At 41.7% G+C, this 18,552-nt stretch carries 12 protein-coding genes; 2 read left to right on the top strand and 10 right to left on the bottom strand.

Features of this window, described 5'->3' with window-relative positions:
• Position 1 precedes the first annotated feature (1 nt).
• The 6 genes from ABJV04_RS03905 to ABJV04_RS03880 form a co-directional block, all read right to left on the bottom strand.
• On the bottom strand, positions 2-1,012 hold the full coding sequence (locus ABJV04_RS03905) for an HlyD family efflux transporter periplasmic adaptor subunit (RefSeq protein ID WP_348489994.1): 1,011 nt from the start codon (positions 1,010-1,012) through the stop codon (positions 2-4).
• A complete protein-coding gene (locus tag ABJV04_RS03900; protein ID WP_348489993.1) occupies positions 1,002-1,670 on the bottom strand; it encodes an ABC transporter ATP-binding protein in 669 nt (222 codons plus the stop codon). Before ABJV04_RS03900 ends, ABJV04_RS03905 begins: the two co-directional genes overlap by 11 nt.
• Before the next feature lie 121 nt (positions 1,671-1,791).
• On the bottom strand, positions 1,792-3,546 hold the full coding sequence (locus tag ABJV04_RS03895; RefSeq protein WP_348489992.1) for an ABC transporter transmembrane domain-containing protein: 1,755 nt from the start codon (positions 3,544-3,546) through the stop codon (positions 1,792-1,794).
• A 137-nt stretch (positions 3,547-3,683) separates the two neighbouring features.
• On the bottom strand, positions 3,684-4,706 hold the full coding sequence (locus ABJV04_RS03890; RefSeq protein ID WP_348489991.1) for a hypothetical protein: 1,023 nt from the start codon (positions 4,704-4,706) through the stop codon (positions 3,684-3,686).
• Between the two features lie 103 nt (positions 4,707-4,809).
• Complete coding sequence (locus ABJV04_RS03885; RefSeq protein ID WP_348489990.1) at positions 4,810-5,622, bottom strand: transporter substrate-binding domain-containing protein; 813 nt, start codon at positions 5,620-5,622, stop codon at positions 4,810-4,812.
• Positions 5,623-6,021: 399 nt separating this feature from the next.
• Positions 6,022-7,200, bottom strand: coding sequence for a thiolase family protein (locus tag ABJV04_RS03880; RefSeq protein WP_348489989.1), 1,179 nt, complete (start codon positions 7,198-7,200; stop codon positions 6,022-6,024).
• 269 nt (positions 7,201-7,469) lie between these two features.
• Between ABJV04_RS03880 and ABJV04_RS03875 the strand changes: the two genes are divergently transcribed.
• Both ABJV04_RS03875 and ABJV04_RS03870 read left to right on the top strand, forming a co-directional pair.
• Entirely contained in the window at positions 7,470-8,144 is a 675-nt protein-coding gene (locus tag ABJV04_RS03875) for a nitroreductase family protein (RefSeq protein WP_348489988.1), read from the top strand.
• A 63-nt stretch (positions 8,145-8,207) separates the two neighbouring features.
• Positions 8,208-8,675: a CreA family protein gene (locus ABJV04_RS03870; protein WP_348489987.1), complete on the top strand. Its 468-nt coding sequence runs from the start codon at positions 8,208-8,210 to the stop codon at positions 8,673-8,675.
• Positions 8,676-8,778: 103 nt separating this feature from the next.
• Here ABJV04_RS03870 and ABJV04_RS03865 read toward each other — a convergent pair whose 3' ends face one another.
• The 4 genes from ABJV04_RS03865 to ABJV04_RS03850 all read right to left on the bottom strand — a co-directional run bounded on the left by ABJV04_RS03865 (position 8,779) and on the right by ABJV04_RS03850 (position 18,546).
• Positions 8,779-11,070, bottom strand: coding sequence for a DnaJ C-terminal domain-containing protein (locus ABJV04_RS03865; protein ID WP_348489986.1), 2,292 nt, complete (start codon positions 11,068-11,070; stop codon positions 8,779-8,781).
• A gap of 336 nt (positions 11,071-11,406) precedes the next feature.
• Complete coding sequence (locus ABJV04_RS03860) at positions 11,407-13,869, bottom strand: protein kinase (RefSeq protein WP_348489985.1); 2,463 nt, start codon at positions 13,867-13,869, stop codon at positions 11,407-11,409.
• A gap of 93 nt (positions 13,870-13,962) precedes the next feature.
• Complete coding sequence (locus ABJV04_RS03855) at positions 13,963-16,533, bottom strand: M4 family metallopeptidase (protein WP_348489984.1); 2,571 nt, start codon at positions 16,531-16,533, stop codon at positions 13,963-13,965.
• A gap of 12 nt (positions 16,534-16,545) precedes the next feature.
• The gene (locus ABJV04_RS03850; RefSeq protein WP_348489983.1) at positions 16,546-18,546 is read right to left on the bottom strand and encodes a PP2C family serine/threonine-protein phosphatase; all 2,001 of its coding nucleotides are present in this window, start codon (positions 18,544-18,546) and stop codon (positions 16,546-16,548) included.
• Positions 18,547-18,552: the final 6 nt, after the last annotated feature.

Raw genomic sequence — 18,552 nt, 5'->3', positions numbered from 1 at the left:
ATTATCGCTCTTCAATCACTGGTTGAGGAATGTCAACACGCACACTCATACCGGGTAGCAAAGTGAGGTCAGGAACATCCACAAATTGAAAAATAACGGGATAATAAACGCTGTTACTCCACTGCACTTTCTTTTCTGTTTGAGTCGATAGGAAGGTCAGCTTGCCTTTGAATTTTTTGCTGGGATAAGCATCTAACACTAGCTCAACATTTTTATTAGCCTTTACATGCTCAATATCGATTTCATGGACCCAACTTTCAATTTGGAAATCATCAGTGGCTTGCACATCAATAATGTTCCAAGCAGCACGAGCGTTCATTCCTGCCGCCATTTTCTCCCCCGTCCATGGATGAATAGCGTAGCTTATGGGTCCTTTAAAGTTGGCGGTAACACTCATTTTTTCCATTTGACCGCTTTGATAGCGAATTTCATCTTCGATTAAACGTATTTGAATTCGCTGCTTTTCAACGCCTGTTTGCAAAGCACGTTCAGCTAGTTTGAGATTTTCGTTAGCTTTAATAAGCTCCATTTGGGTCCTTTGCAAGGTTAACTCAAACTTACCTTTATCTAGCTGACTAACTTGTGACTCTGGCACATTGGCCTCAATTTTCGCTTGTTCCACCCGCATTTGAGCAATCGTTAACGCGCCTTTTGCTTCTAAATACCCTTGCTCCAACTCCATTTTTATTTGCGTCAATTCTAACTGTTCAGTCTCGAGTATCTCTTCGTTGGCTTCCAACTGACTTTGGATTAAGGAACCATCAAACACTGCGATCAAATCACCAGCATCCACAACCTTGCCTTCTTCTTCTAACCATTGGATCTGGATGTTCCATGTCCGTCCACGGGGTGCGGTAACAACTTGTTTTTTGGCCGAACTAATTTTCCCCGTTAATAATAATGATTCACCCGATGCCAGAGCAAAGTGGTTAAACGACAATAGAATAAAAAAGCCCACAAACAGTTTAAAGTGGCTTAACTTAACAGCAAAAACTGACATATTAATCTTCATTAATGATCCGCCCATCTTTCATTCTGATCACCCGTTGAGCGTAAGTAGCAATATCCTCTTCATGGGTAACCATCACGATAGTTTGCCCAGCTTGATGTAACTCTGTCAGTAACGCCATAATTTCAAGGGAGGTTTTGCTATCTAAGTTTCCTGTAGGTTCATCAGCCAATATTACTTTAGGCTGATTGATCAGCGCACGGGCAATGGCTACTCGCTGTCTTTGACCACCAGACATTTCAAAGGGCTTGTGATGTTTTCGCTGACTTATCCCCACTCTGTCGATGAGAGATAACGCCCGTTGCATAGCTTCTTCTTCACTGGTATCAGCGTAGCGCAAAGGTAAGAGTACGTTTCCTATGGCATCTAATTTGGGGAGTAAGTGAAAGGTCTGAAAGATAAATCCGATGTGGCTATTGCGAATAGCTGATAACGTATCATCGTCGAGCTTGGCAACGTCTTGTCCCGCTAGTAAGTACTGACCTTGATTGGGTGTATCTAAACACCCAAGCACATTCATTAAGGTAGATTTTCCTGAACCTGAACTGCCCATTACGGCCACAAATTCATTTTCCTTAATCGTCAGGGATACCCCATCTAGGGCGGTGACGATCTCCTCTCCGTTTTGAAACTGTCTTTTTACATCAATGAGTTGCAACATTGTTTAGTTTGGTTCCTAGTAATGTGCTAGTGATTAAGTCACTTAGGCTAAATTAAAGTGAAAATTGGCGTATTTTCACTTTAACTGCATTCATATCTCATCATTTAATAATAGCTATTGGCTAACTAACCAGTTGTAATTCAGCGAATTGTCGATAAACACTGTTACCTTGCATCAATTCCTGATGGCTACCTATAGCTACCACTTCGCCTCTATCCATGACCACAATCCGGTCGGCATTTACCACTGTAGATAATCGATGGGCGATAATCAAAGTCGTTTTACCATCCATTAGTTTATCCAGAGCAAGTTTGACCAATTGTTCGTTGCTGGCGTCCAACGCACTAGTGGCCTCATCGAGTAGTAAAATAGGCCGATCAGCTAGAATTGCTCTGGCAATGGCAATACGCTGTTTTTGTCCACCTGATAATCTAACACCTCTTTCACCTAAATCCGTAAAATATCCGTCTTGTAATTCACTAATGAATTTATCTGCCCTTGCCGCTTTTGCCGCCTCAATCACTTCTTCCATACTCGCATCAGGCCGTCCATAACGGATATTCTCTAAGGCATTGGTTGCGAATATTACGGACTCTTGGGACACCAACGCAAATTGTTTACGTAAAACATCTGGTGATAACATCTGACTATTAATACCGTCAATTTGAATACTGCCGCTGTTTATATCGTAAAACCTTAACAACAGTTGGAACAAGGTAGACTTCCCAGCGCCACTAGGGCCAACCAAGGCTACCCGCTCTCCCGCTTGAATGTGTAAATTCAGCTGTTTAAGAACTGGTACTTGGTCCGCTGTAGGATAAGCAAAATTAACATCTAAAATATCTAAGCGTCCGCTAATTACCTCAGGCAATGTCTCTGGATTCGCAGGCGCTTCAACCAGAGGACGGGTGCTTAACAACTCTAACAAACGCTCACTGGCCCCTGCTGCTTTTTGAATCTCTCCAATCACTTCACTTATAGTAGCCACTGCACCACCGGCCAACACGGCATAAAACATAAATGCCGCGAGCTCTCCAGCGCTAACCCCGGCACTTAATACTTCTTTTGCACCTAACCAAGCAACGATAGTAATAGCGACGATACTAATGCCCATCACCAAGGAAATCATTAATGCACGGTATTTGATTCGATGACTTGCTGCTAACATTACCGCTTCAATGCGTTCGCCAAATAAACTGCGATCAATATCTTCATGGGTATAAGCTTGTACCGTTTGAATTTCATGTAAACTTTCATCAACATATGCTCCCATATCAGCCACTCTATCCTGACTAGTTCGAGCATAAGTCCGCACCCGGGAGCCTAAGAATTTAATTGGCAATAACACTAAGGGCACAGCAATCAAAACATATAGGGTCAATAGTGGACTGGTTATTAACATCAGTAACATTGAACCAATAAAGGTAATAGAGGCACGTAAGGCCATGGAAAGCCCCATACCTACGACTGTTTGTAGAACAGTTGTATCTGCGGTAAAGCGCGAAATGACTTCGCCGGTGCGGGTAGATTCGAAAAAGCCTGGTGAAAGATTCAATAGATGATAAAAGACTTGTTTGCGGATATCGGCACTAACCCGCTCACCGAGCCATATCATTAAATAGAATCTGATAAAGGTCGCAACACTGCCTACCAAAGCAATGCCCAAAACTGCAAACACCATTTGATTTAATTTATCACTGTTATTGGCTAGGAAACCGTCATCTACAACGACTTTTACCCCTTGCCCCAGCATTAACCAAGATACAGCGCCAACCACTAACGCTAGTATGGCCAGAATCACTTTTCGACGATAAGGTTTAAGTTGACTAAAAATCCATCTAGTTAATTGACGGGTTTCAATTTTTCCTGCTGACATGTTTTCTCATTCTTTTAAAGTTTGGGATATCCTACTCAAACTAATTTGAGTTGTAATGGTAATTCAGTCCAAATGCCTTTAAAACCAGTGGAATCAACGTGCTTTCCACCGCTAAAGGTTAATAAAACACCTTAAGGTTATTCACCTTGCAAAGGGGCTAATTTAGTACTGAGGTGATTAGCTAAGGCTTGGCAATCTTCCACCGCTAAGTAGATTTTATCAAAGGGCTCGTTGAGCATCCCCATCATCGAAAAACAACTGATATCTCGATCAAAGCTGATCAAAACATTAGCCCTTTTACCTCTGCCTAGAAATAATGATTCAGGCAATTGTTGTTTGCTCCAACTACCTGTTTCAAACGTTTTTATATTTGAGATTGGTAACACCATCATAGATAAAAAAGAGGCGTTCAAAACCAAGTTATCATCTAAAAAATAAACTGAGTGATAACGACTTATGCGGTAATTTGCAACAATGGAAATCAGGGTATAAGCAACAATTGATGCCACAATTAATGCAAGTAATTCACTAATATTTGCAAGCACAATATAGGTAAGACTAGATACTAGAAATAAACCAATGAGCATAAAAACAAGATGCAAAGGATAAGCGGATAATAGCTTTAGATGAGTCGCTGAGGGAGGATGGTTGCGGGATAAAAATGGTAGGCAGTAATACCAACTGGCTGGCTCATAGGAAAGGGTAATAGAGAGTTGTTGCTTTTTCTCATCAACATCGCCTTTGATGGTATTGAGCATGTGAACTCTGGGATCACCTTTAAGTTTTCGCGCTTGCCATAGGGATCTAACCACGTGGGCAATGAGGGCAAACTCAATAACCAACAAAATACCGATAATCGGAATCCGCAACCACATAATAAATTCAAAATAATCAGCTATTTGTGGTGCAAAGCTGAACCTAGCAATCGCGGCACTGAGGGAAAAGATTAAAATTATCTTCCAAGGCTTTTGTTTACCTACCTTGATGATCATCCACCAATATAAAACTGGCAAAACTAAGAAGTAAATAAGCGCGAAACTAGCCGTTATAATACGCTCAAGTTCGCTGTCTATTTGTTGAGGTAAAAAGTAAAAGCCTGCGCTATAGCAACCAATAGCAATAACTAAAAAAATAAGACGACTCTTTACAGCTTTGCGCACAGCGATTCCTACAGCTAATCCTTTAGAATATACGCAATTCTACTTGAGATTAACTAAAATCACTATAAGTTGTTGAATTTAAAGTAAACAAGAAGCAGCTTAGTTAATACCCTAAACCAATAAGAGACTCTGGTGCGCTTAGAAATTTTTCAAACCTTTGATCTATTTCACGCCTAACCCCTGACTGTTCAATTTGTTCTAAGGCCTCATTGAATTGATCGATCTGCTGCTGTGCATTTTTTAACTGACGAGAAACAATATAAAATAAAGGGACATTAGCCACTGGGATTTGCAATATATTGACTTTTGTTAGGCTTTCAAACAGTTCGGTGTTTTTTTCACTTTGCAGGTAACCATTAATAAAACCCAAATCACTCCACCCCTTTGCGACTTGCAGTACGCATCCCCCAGCATTTGTCGCATTGTGAATAACCAACTGATACTTTTCGATTAGCTCTCGTTGTTCGCGACTCAAACTGTAGCCATATGGCAAACATAAGCGGGCTTTTTGTAGTTCAGCTAAAGACTTAACAACCTTACTTTTGTTGGTATAGATTCTTACAGGGATTAGATTTATAGGATTTGAATAGACAAAGGACTCTGCCCGCTGCTCAGTAAATACATATGGAAATGTTCCTGCATATTGCCCGTCTGCCGTCCATTTATAACCTCTTTGCCATGGCAGTATATCAATATCAACCTGTTTACCCATTTGTTGAAATACCGCTTCGACTATTGATACCGACCAGCCGTTATTCATTGCCTTAGGATCAACATAAGGGTAATAGTTAGACCCCGTGGTTAATGCTATTTTTTTATTCAATTGTGACGGCGAATTAGCTTGCTGCCCAATTCCAAAACTTGAATAAGCTGATAAAAAAATAGTGATTAAACTAACAACAATATATCTACCCATTCGCACATTCCCTGCGGCTTTCGCTATTTACAACGTTGTTTCAATCAAAGGTAATAGGCGATCAGAATATAATAAAATGAAGTGCATTTGAAATTTTAGAAATAAAATACCCGAAAATTATATGTAGCATGGCCTTTAGGCCATGGATTAGCAGATTTAAACACCCGCCTACACATCCTGTAGCATGGCCTTTAGGCCATGGATTAGCGGGTTCAAACACCCGCTTACACACCCTGTAGCATGGACTTTAGGCCATGGATTAGCGGGTTCAAACACCCGCTCACACATTCTGTAGCATGGCCTTTAGGCCATGGATTAGCGGGTTCAAACACCCGCTTACACATCCTGTAGCACGGGCTTTAGCCCGTGGCCATCAGGTCATGGTTCTAACTCGCGATGTTAGGAATACATTTCCACTGCAACAGCCGTTGCTTCACCACCGCCGATACACAATGAGGCAACCCCTTTTTTCAAGCCTTTATTTTCTAGGGCATGAAGAAGAGTCACTATCAATCGTGCACCTGATGCGCCAATTGGATGACCCAGGGCACAAGCACCACCGTTAATATTCACTTTATTGCTGTCTAATCCTAATTTATTGATGGCTAACATGGTTACCATGGCAAAGGCTTCATTGATTTCAAATAAATCAATATCCTCTTTTGTCCAACCGGTTTTAGCAAATAACTTTTCCATGGCTCCAACGGGCGCTACGGTAAAATCTTCAGGTTTAATAGAGTTAGTAGCATGTCCGACAATCTTAGCCAAAGGTGCCAAACCTAGCTCTTGCGCTTTAGATTCAGTCATAATCATCAGTGCCGCCGCACCATCGGATATTGAGCTCGAATTAGCCGCAGTGACGGTTCCATCTTTTTTAAATGCAGGGCGAAGTTTAGGAATTTTGTCCGGCATGGCATTACCGGGACCTTCGTCGGTATCTACGACGATGTCACCTTTACGGGTTTTCACCGTGACAGGGGTAATTTCATTTTTAAAAGCGCCACTTTCAATGGCCTTTGATGCTTTGGTTAACGAAGAAAGTGCAAATTCATCCATTTGTTCGCGGGTAATTGATTCTGCATCAGCAGTATCTTGGGCAAAGCAGCCCATGGCCTTCCCATCATAGGCATTTTCAAGACCATCCAACATCATATGATCAAGCACTTGGCCGTGTCCCATTCGATAACCTGCACGGGCTTTAGGCAAAATGTAAGGGGCATTGCTCATGCTCTCCATGCCACCAGCGATAACCACTTGTGCCGAACCTGAAGTAACCAGATCATTAGCTAACATAACGGCTTTCATGCCAGAGCCACACACTTTGTTGATGGTTAGGGCACCAGTACTTAGTGGTAAACCCGCTTTTAAGGTCGCTTGTCGGGCGGGTGCTTGGCCTAAACCTGCCGGTAACACACAACCCATTATGACTTCGTCGATAATATTTTTATCGACATCGCCCAAAGCAGCCTTAACTGCTGTGGCACCTAATTCAGTTGAATCTACTGCAGATAAGCTGCCCATAAAACCGCCCATGGCAGTACGTTTAGCCGATACAATAACAATAGGATCATTGCTCATTTTTATAACCTCTTATGCTGAATTAGCAGCATAAAATGCCCTGAGAACAAGACTTTTAATGGCTGCCAAAAATTTACCTTTAAAAATTGTAGAAGCAAATTAGAGCAATAATACCGAGAGATCAATGATCTTTGTCATATTAGAAGCTATAACTTTGGTACTATTTCACTCTATGCAACAGATGCTAAATTTGCCGTCTCAATCAATAACTCGATATACTCATCAGTGAAAAATCGGCTTAAATACACTTATACAAAAATTGGATATTGATGAAACAACATGATGCGACACCATTGAGTGATTATATTGTGTATTCTGTAGAGGATATGCAAAAACGCTCAGAAGACTTCTACGAAAATATAAAACGCCGTCATAGCGTCCGTCAGTTTAGTGACCGTGATGTGCCCCAATCCATTATTGAAAATTGTATAAAAGCAGCGGGCACTGCACCAAGTGGCGCTAACCACCAACCTTGGCATTTTGTTGCTATTCATTCAACAGACGTAAAAAAACAAGTTCGACAACAAGCCGAACAACATGAACAGGGGTTTTATGCAGGTCGAGCTGGGGAAGAATGGCTTGATGCCTTAAAACCTCTAGGTACAGATGCACAAAAACCTTATTTAGAGCATGCCCCTTGGTTAATCGCCATTTTTAGTCAGAAAAAAGGTGGTGTCTCAGCAGGTGAAAAACACACCAATTACTATGTACATGAATCTGTGGGCATCGCCACGGGAATGTTAATTACAGCATTACATCATGCCGGATTAGTGACCCTAACCCATACCCCAAAACCCATGTCTTTTTTATCGAAAATTTGTAACCGTCCAGACGATGAGCGCCCCTATATGTTGCTTATAACTGGCTACCCTGAAGAATCTGCCACTGTGCCTAAACACGCACAAAATAAAAAAGCACTTTCAGAAATCAGCAGCTTTTTATAACTTGCAATTAAGTAAATAGCGCTTATAAGCAACGCTATAAAAGTACCCAAAAGGACCAACAGAATGAAAAAATTGATTACCCTGTTACTCGCATCACTGACTATATCTGCATGCAGTGACAATGAAGTAGGTGATGTGTCATTGGGTGTATTCACTACCAAAGACATTAAGTTAGACGCCTTACAAGATCCCATAGTGACAGGGGTTACTTGTCATATATCTAGTATTGAGGCTAATTTGGATTTATCCGATCCTTCCGATAGCTCCATTGCGTGTCGGCAAACCGGTGAAATTACCGCGGAAATGATAAATCAAATTGATAAGTCTGATTCTGGTGAGGTGGTATTTAAAAAATCTAAAAGCATTTTCTTTAAAAACATGAAAGTAAGACGCATTTTTGATCCCCAGTCGCAAACTCTGATGTACCTTTCTTATTCAACCAAAGAAACCTCTGGCAGTTACAAACACAGTTTATCTACAGTGCCTTTATGGGGAACAGCAGCCTTTCCTAAACAGCTGCCAAGTAATTAATTAACTAACTAATCAATAAAAATTTCTATTTAAAGACTTTCCCCCAAATTACTTATTACAACTATTTGGGGGAAGTTTAATCTCTTTATTAAATTATCAAATACTAATTCATCATCACAGAAATTAGCATTTTCACGCTCAAAACCAACAGCACCCAAATTAAGATCCGTCCAAAAATCCCCGCCTTAGTAAACTTTTTATCATCAGCAGATTTTTCAGCGGTTTGTGTCGGTGTAGGATTATTCGCTGATTTAGCACTTTGGGACTTGATGGTTTGTGGCTCTACCGGATTCTCACTGGTTAAACGCAGTTTATCGCCATCGACACTTTTCACCTTCATTAAAATATCGTTATTTTCACAATACACAGATACTTCAATTTGTGGAGCGCCTTTGCTAGCCGGCGAAATATCGCTGATATCAAAGGTTCCTAAAAATATCCCTTTGCTCAGTGTTTCGCTATTTCCGCGGTACATGTTAAGAGATACCACAGTCTGATTATCTTCTGAGGTGGAAAAAGTTTGCGAAACCGGGTTCACCAAATTAGTCCCCTTGAAAACCAAAGGTGTTAAGGTGCTTCCCAATGTTTCTATGCCGATATTTTCTTGAGCGATACCCTGGCTAATGGCTGGGCTGTTCTTTTCTAACACAATGACGATAGAGCCATCTTGAGTCACAGTGCTCTTGGCTTTACGAGGTGGCTTCGGTAATAAACTAAGGAACAAACTACCCCGTAAATGACTTTCACCACCAAAAGGCAAACCAATACCGTTTAAGCGAATAGCTTGCCCTTGTTTATAGCCTTCAGGAACTTTCAATTTGAATTGTCTATCTATGGCATTGAAGGGTATCTGATTTCCGGTAAATAACTCTTCTTCGTCAACTGTTATAGAGGCATATAGATCTTGCCCCTGGATGTTAAACACTGGGTGGGGTTCAATGGCTATCACCACATACAAATCACCAGGACTTTGCCCAAAGCCGGTGACATTGCCTTCCCCTCGTAAACGAATACGATCAGCTGTCATTACTCCCTGAGGAATTTTAACCCGTAACTTCTGCTCTTTTTTCACTACCCCGTGACCACCACAAACAGAACAGCTGGAGTTCACGGCTCCAGAGGCGGCACAGGTTTCGCAGGAAATCATTTTACTGACATTAATATCCACCACACTTTCCTGAGCGGAGCTTTCCAATGAATAAGCTAGGGTATGATTGATATCTTTTGAAATCTCATCTACGGTTGGTTCCTGGGTTGAACCAGTACCTTTTTTAGTACCTGTATTTGTGCCAGCTTCAAGACGCCAACCATTGCGCGTTGCTTCCTCAACAACATATTGTCGAACTGTGGACTCATCCGCACCAAAACTTATGCCTTTACTAATCAGTAAGGCCATTTCCGTCTCGCTTATTATCCCATCAGAACCCGCTAGTTCTAACATATCCTCTAACGGTGCTAAGGGGTTTCCTTGAGGCTTAACGTCATTGCCATCAATTTCTACACTGGCTAATAAACGAGCCTTAATTTCTTGCATTGTTTGCGGACGTTCTAGGGGTTTAAACTTCAAACAATCATCAATTAAGGTGAGCAATTTAGTGGAATAACCTAAATCGGAAAAGCTAGTTGCTGGTTTAAGGGGATCCTCGCGGCCGCTGACAATTGCCAAAATCCGACTTTCGGCTTTGATGCCGCCGGTTCCGGTAACGATTCGGTACATAAGGGCACCAAAGGCATGAATATCCACCGTGGGTTTAGCTTCCCCAGTACCTTCAATTTGCTCCATAGGTGCATAAAAATCAGAATAAGGCGCTTGGGATTGGGATGCCAAAGCAAAGTTTTGTTTAGCCGCACCAAAATCAATTAATACTGGCGAGCCATCTGAGCGACGAATAAAGACATTAGCCGGTTTAATATCGCGATGTAAAACACCCTGTTGATGCACATAGGCCAAACCATCGGCCATGGGTATTAAAAAGTGAAGTAACTGTTCTTGGGAATATCGTTGACCTTGGGCTTCCAAACTTAGAATCAATTCATCTAGGGCTAAACCATCTTCAAAATCCATCACCAAATAAGCCGTACCATTGGCGGTGAACAGGTCACGGCATCGCACTACATTTTGGTGGCGCAATTTGACTAAGGTGCGCCCCTCCTCCATAAACCGTCGTAAACAGTCACTGTATACATCTTGTTTAGACGCGCCATGGGGAAGCACTGTCATGCCTTGTCGACTAGCAAGTTCCACAGGCAGAAATTCTTTAATTACCACTTGCTCATTCAAATGGGCATGATGGGCTTTATACACCACACCAAAGCCACCTTGGCCTAACACGGACTCGATAACATAGTGATTTAACGGGGTGCCTTGAGGCAATGCTAAAATATTTTCATCCATTAATAACTACACCCTAACGTTCCCGTTTTTATCATTTTATATTCCACTACTTTGATATGTTTTTGCAGTAAATTACGAGTTTTCGCGACTTTTCACTACTGTTAACGACTTTTTATTTTGCATGTTTGCATTCATTGTTATGCCAACAAACGTTTATCAATCCTATTCGTCACCTTAAAGGCTGCATTTGTATCTCTACTAAAAACGTTTTTATCATAAAATAAAACCAACTTAGCTACAGTATGTAGTTTTATACATAATTCAAATTGTGTTCATCTTAATTCTTCTAACAGATCAAAAGGTTGGTGAACACTGTACGATATATGCTTAATCACCTTACCAAGTGTATCCGTTGTTGGTTAACCTATTTTGCGAGTCGGTATGACCTTGTTTGGCCGCTTTTTGATACCACTCAACTGCCTTTGACATTGACTTCTCCACGCCTCGGCCAAACTCGTAACTTAGACCTAAATCGTATTGACCCCATTGATTACCCTGTTCGGCCGCTTTTCTATACCAATAAACAGCATCCGCATTGGAAACCGCTACGCCGTCGCCCCGTTCGTACTGAATTCCTAAACTAACTTGAGCACTGGCATGTCCTTGATCAGCAGCTTTGCGGTACCATTCAATAGCTTTTGTGTGTGACTGTGTTACACCTTTACCGTCTCGATACAAATTACCCAAGTTATGTTGAGCACTTGCATGATTTTGTTCAGCTGATTTACGGATCCAATACAAGGCCTTGGAGAAGGATTGAGTTACACCGTCACCGTCTCGGTACAAAACACCAATGTTATTCTGTCCATACTCGCTTCCCAGTTCCGCCGATTTTAAATACCATTTTGCAGCCTCCGAAAATGATTTGTCTATTCCATAACCATTTTCATACATATATCCTAAGTTATTTGCTGAATCAGCATGATCTTGTACTGCAGAGCGTTTATACCAATACACAGAATGCGCATATGACACCGGAATATCGGCATTCTCGCCGGTACGATACTCGTTACCTAATACAAATTGCTCCTTAGGGTCTGAGGGATTTAAGCCCTCTTTACTCAATTGTCGCAATGCAGCCTCAGCTTGCGACCGATAAGTGCCAGAAGGATATCGCTCCAAAAAGCCATCATAATCCATTGCAGTATTCGCGGCTTTTGCTTTATTCCAAGCTTTCGTCTCAGCCGCATCACTTTGGCGTTGTTTGGCAACTCTTTCGAATTGATCGATTCGGTTTTGCGCCGAGGTGCGGTAGCGCCCTTCCGTTTGCATATCGAGATAATGTTGGTAAGAAGTACGGGAATTTAATTTTGCAGCGGCTTCCCATGCTCTATCATCCTCTTCTTTTTTATCTTTTTCTGCTTGCTGCTGAGCCAGTAATTCTGCTTGTTGCTGTTTTTCTTTATCTAACTCACGTTGTTTATGTGCTAGGTAACGCTCGTGTCTTGCTAATTCGTCTTGCTTTTCTTGATAAGCCGTATAACCAAAATAGCCCCCACCAGATGCCAGAGTTAGCACCACTAGAATGGCAAACCACTTCAAACCACCGGATGATTCAACTTCATCATTGGCAGGCCAAACAGGCTTTTTTTCGCCAGCTGGTTTAGGAGCCTCGGGTGTGGGCTTTGGAGATTCTGTTGCCTTCGTTTTCGGCTGTTTGACCTTGGCTGGTTCGTCGGGCTTGGGTTGTTCAATTGTACTTTCGAAACTCCAACCGTGTTTAGTTGCTTTTAAAAACACATATTGCTGCGCTTCAACAGGATCAATGGTCAAGATCACGGCCTTCTCTAAAATCAGTTTCATTTCAGCTTCACTGATTTCACCATCACTGCCCGCAAGCATAATTAAGTCGTCTAGTTTTGCCAGTAGATTCTGTGGCTTTTCTGGCTCTCCCTCTACTTTGTTCGAGCTTTTTAGTAATCGCTCTTTCACTTCTTGCATAGATTGCGGACGATCCATTGCTCTAAATTGCAGACAATCATCCACTAGACCAAGTAATGATTGACTAAACTCTCCTTTTTGCAGTTTACTCGCCGGCACTAATGGATCAGGCTTGCCCATGGCAAATGCTAAAGTACGGCTCTCTGCCTTAGTGCCCTTCTCCCCCGTTACGATTCGATAGATTAATGCGCCAAACGCGTGGATGTCGATGGTAGGTTTGGCCTCACCTCCTCCTTCAATTTGCTCCATGGGTGCATAAAACTCGGTATAAGGTGCTTGGGATTGCGAAGCTAACGCAAAGTTTTGTTTAGCCGCGCCAAAGTCAATTAAAACTGGGGAGCCATCACTGCGGCGAATAAAAATGTTAGCAGGCTTTATATCGCGATGCAGTACGCCTTTGCTATGAATATAATTTAAGCCATCAGCTAGTGGCAGTAAAAAATGCATCAATTGTTCTTGGGAGTAATGTTGACCTTGGGATTCTAAGCTGTTGATGAGTTCATCTAAGGCTAATCCATCTTCAAAGTCCATAACCAAATAAGCGGTGCCGTTGGACGTAAACAGATCACGACATCGAACTACATTTGGGTGGCGTAACTTTACCAAAGTACGCCCCTCTTCCATGAAACGTCTTAAACAATCGCCGTATACATCTTGTTTGGAGGTCCCATGAGGGGTGACGGTTTCTCCTTGGCGACTTGCTAGCTCAACCGGTAAAAACTCTTTAATGACCACTTCTTCGTCTAAATGAGCATGATGAGCTTTATACACCACACCAAATCCACCTTGTCCAAGGACGGATTCAATTACATAGTGATTAATTTCAGTTCCAGTTGGAAGCGCTAGTATGTTTTCCATATTCAATGCTCTTATTATTAGTAAAATTGACGACTAATTATGGTTAGTAATTTTCACCAAAATGTGATTCTTTATTCTAATTTCATTGGTTAATTACAGCCTAACTTTGGCTTCATTTTGATCAATATTCACTTCAACTTTAAAGTCTGCCAAAAACAAAATACTGCCACTTTTAATTTCCTGTTCGGTGTGTTGTTCAAGAGGTTCAAGCTTGTTATTTTTCTGCAAGAATGATCCATAAGACGAACCTAAATCTTGAAAATACCAATGTCCCTTTTTAAACAAAAATTTGCCATGGGTGCTTGAAACGGAATCGTGAGGGATCACCAGTGAACAACTTTCATTGCGGCCAATTTTCAACCCATCACCTAGGGCTTTTTCACTGTCGAGTTGAAAACGTCCTTTAGCCGTTAATAAGGTTAAGGTGGATGAGCCCTTAGGTTGTTCCGATGTATCTTGAGGCGAAGAGGATTGTTTCTTAGTTAAACCGCAAGGCAAGTCAGCAAGAACAATTTTGTCACTTATTTCTATTTTTATCTCTTGGTGTTTATTAACTTTTTCACCATTGATAAAGGTACCGTAACTCGAACCTAAATCTTCTACATGCAATTGTTTATTACTTAAAAATAAACGAATATGAAAACTAGAGACCGATGGGTGATCAAGAGAGATAGTAGCCGACTCGGCACGACCTACAGTGATTCCCTTACCCGATAAAGCCGCATTTTCTAGTGGGTAAGCTTTTTTGTTAACCACAAAAAATCCATAATTCCCGATAGCAACTGGAGCTGATTTAGGCTCTTTGTGTTGGCGACTTTTGGCAGACTCAGAGCCTGTATTGATGTTGTAAGGTGCATATTCTGGATTTTCAGGTTTGCCCGGACGAGAACGTTTGAGCACCATAAACAAAATCACCAACAGTAAGAATAAACATCCACCAGCCAACAACAGCACTTCCGTCGTTAATTTAGAACTAACTTCAGACGTTGTATCTGGTTTAGGGTCAGGCTTTGGATCTGGCTTAGGGTCAGGTTTGGGATCAGGTTTAGGATCGGGTTTTAGATCCGGTTTGGGATCGGGTTTAGGTACAGGTGCTGGCGGCACATTCTTAGTCCAACGCCCTTTTACCCCGACGGCATCAAAGGCCATGTGCACAGCGGTTCTTTCTTCGCCATATTTACCGTAAATAATCTCAGCTGATCTGGCAAATGCATAACGGGCATCTTCAAAATCAGAGGTTTGTGTCAAAATCTTTGTCGCAGCATACTGCCATATTTGAAGTGCTTTTTTCATTCCGATTTTAGGCACGTTGTCGCTACCTAGGCGTCGGTGCGCCCCACCTTCAGATAACAAATAAAAAGCATGGTTAATAATTGATGAATTAATATGTACACCACCATGATCTTCGCTACCAGTATAGCGTTCACTATAGTGATCAGGCATGCCTTGAACACGCGTGGGATGACTAAAATCGCGTATAACTTCACTTCCTAACTTTAGCTTCCAATCACTTGAGGCGGGAGCGTGCAAGCGTTTATTTTTCCAACTTACAAACCCTATACCAATAGCATCGCCAATGGCTTCGTTTAGTGCTCCCGATTGCTGTTGATAAACCAGTCCTGCCCCATATGCGACAATACCGTGTGTAAGTTCGTGCATAATGACTTCCGGGTTTTGCAATAAGGGAGCATGGATTTGCATTAGCCCCAGAGTGTCACTCAGTTCAGTCCAAAATGCGTTAGTTGTATTATTACCAGCACAGCTCAAACTTTCTTCATAAAATTGCTGCCCAACAAATGCTAAAACTTGCACCTTGTTATTCCTATCAATACCGGGGTGACCAAATTGGTCTTTCATATAGGCATTGGCCTCATCCAACATAGTCGCTAATTTGCGCTCATTGGCGGTACTTGCCATAGATGGAGATTCTGCAGGTGGATAAGTTTGAATATACCCGCTTTCGGCCATTATCAGTAATTGCACAATGGTAGTTGGGGACTGGTAACCCACCGCGTTGCACATTTCATCAACATCAATTAATCCGTAACTAAAATCAAGATGATTGGGGATTGTCTGTAAAACCGTTCCAGCACTGGAGATAACCAGCGTATACAAATAATCTAACTTGTCTTTTTGGAATTTGCCTTTTACTACGGCCGCTGATACCAACTTTTTTGCGCTTTTAAAATAAACCGGTTTAAGTGTAGGCTTGTCCTGATATTCAATTTCTAAGTTAGCTAAAGTACTGTTCACTGTTTGTTCTAAACTTGCCAAAGCAGGCGGTGCTGGAGCAGGTAAATCTGTGGTGACTAAATGCGCACTAATAGGTTGTCCTTGAGACAATATCACCACTGATTGGTGGGTAAACACATCAATATCATTTAATTGTTGTTGAATGCGATAGACACTGTAACCGTTGTCTTCAAAGGTACTTTGCAACACTTGTATTTGTGCTGCATCCGACATTCCTAAACGTTGTTTATTACCCTTTACCCAATTGCTGAAAGCATGTTCTGATTGAATGGGTGCCTTTACCGGTTCAAAAGACCTTTCTATGCGAGGCGCTTGCAAAACTGTGCCACCAGCAAGAGTGTCACTTTCTAAACCTTCATGGGCGGTGCTGCAGAAGCTAATAAAAACAGCAATTAAGGTTAAGTATTTCACAACTTATGGTCCTTAATGACTGACGTGTTTAGGCACTAGGCGTAGTGACTCACAGCTTTTATCTAGCAAAAACAAATCGAACGCCTGTCCTGTTTCTGTGACGATAATGTCGGCTAACCAAAAATAGCCAGAACTGGCGGCATCAATATAAAGCACAGGTTCAGATTGACCTTTTTCAATCGCTTTTCCCTGTTGTTCTTGTGCATTCTGATATTGACTAAAGCAACTCATAAAATCGTGGGTAGGCGCCTCAGGAACATTAGGTAAATTACTGACTTTGCCAGCGATAACTTCGATACCTGAACTGGTTTTTTGGTACCGCAATACTGCACCGTACACAGGTGTGTCTTTGACTTTTAATTGCACAGTGATGATTTCTGTATATTGATCTTTCATCTCATCAGTTTTGTCTAATTTACTGCCTTTGGAGACACTACCATCTTGGCTTAGGCGCGCTTCAAGTTTCGCAATGGGATCTTCTCCAGGAGCTACGTCTAATGACAAACTCGGTGCAGAGTCTAAATTTGCATTCAAATCTGCCGGCCCAGAGACGTTACCTTGCTCATCCATAGCGGCATCTGGCACTACCTCATCACTATTGACAAAGTTTTTCAGCGCGGATGATGACGATTCTAGATCATTCGAATCCTCAGCTTCTGGTAAAGAGCCTTCAGCTTGAGGTAAAGAGCCCTCAGTTTGAGGTAAAGAGCCTTCAGCGTCGGAAAAAGCATCTTCAGCATCGGATAAAGAGCCTTCAGCCTCAGATAGAACTTCTTCAGCATCGGGTAAAGCTTCCTCAAGGGTATGTTTAGCATCACTTAGCGGCTCTTTTAAATCTTCCGACGTAGGCGGTTCAACTTGCTCTAATATTTCCCCCACATCCCCCACTGTTTTTTCTACTTGCTCAATAACCTGTTCCCCGGCTTGCGCTGGTTTTTGCGCTTCTCCAGCCACGTTAGATTCGAGCTCAGAGCTGGGGTTAGTAATGACAGGCGCAGGGAAATCATCTCCGTTAGAGGAAGAGTCGAGCTGCTCTTCAACTGCTAAGGGTGATTCAGCCGAACAACAGCTTTGCATGTAATTACGATAGGTAAAATACAGCAACACTATCAACATTAATGCAACCAGCCCTAAAACAATTATTTTCCAATTGAGTAACGGCTTGGCGTCATCTTGTGCAACAGTTTTAGATGGTGACGAGGCCGGAGTATTATTGGAAGGTGAATTTTGTGGCAACCCTTCACTTGCTTCGGCATTTGCAACAGGTGCAATTGGCACCGCTTTAGATTTATCGAGTTGGGATAACACCACTGTGGTGTTGTCTTGACCGGGTTTTGTTTGCAAGGTTTCGTCAATTCGATTGGCGAAGATGTACTCTCGATTGTCATTTTTGATTAATTCTAAAATTTCATCATTGTCGAATATTTCCCAAAAACCATCGGTACACAAAGCAAAATATTCGCCTTCATTTATTTGCCAATGATTAATTTCACAATGGGCGCTTTCACTACCATCTAGGCAATTTAATAATTGAGTTTGACTGGGGTGTGTTGCCAATTCATCTTCACTAATTTCCCCCATTAAGAATTTAGCGTAAGCTAGTGAATGATCTTTACTTTGTTTGACTTTACCAGAGTGATCGTATTGGTAAATTCGCGAATCTCCTGCATGGGCAGAAACCAATTCCCCATTTAATTGCAGTAACGCCGTTAAGGTTGCCGCTGTGGATGTACCTTGTTCACAGGTTTGTTTAATGGCCAAATTACATTCATCAGCAAAAGCGTTTAAAAAATCTTCGCCATTTGCAAACTCTTCGCGTTTTTGCCAAAAATCACCACTTTTGTCAGCAATAATCTCGGCAGCTAATTCACCTTGTTTGGTACCACCCACGCCATCAGCAACGACAATTAAAATATCACTGTTATCTTCACTTAAATGATAAGCATAACGGTCTTGATTATACTTTCTGCCTGCTTGTTCAGATTTTTCAAAAATAATACGGTTATTAGACATTTATAA

Origin of the sequence: Aliiglaciecola sp. (assembly GCF_039982535.1) — a bacterium.
Classification (GTDB): domain Bacteria; phylum Pseudomonadota; class Gammaproteobacteria; order Enterobacterales; family Alteromonadaceae; genus Aliiglaciecola.
Note: the sequence above shows the minus strand (reverse complement) of the source record. Positions and strands in the feature narration are given on the sequence as shown.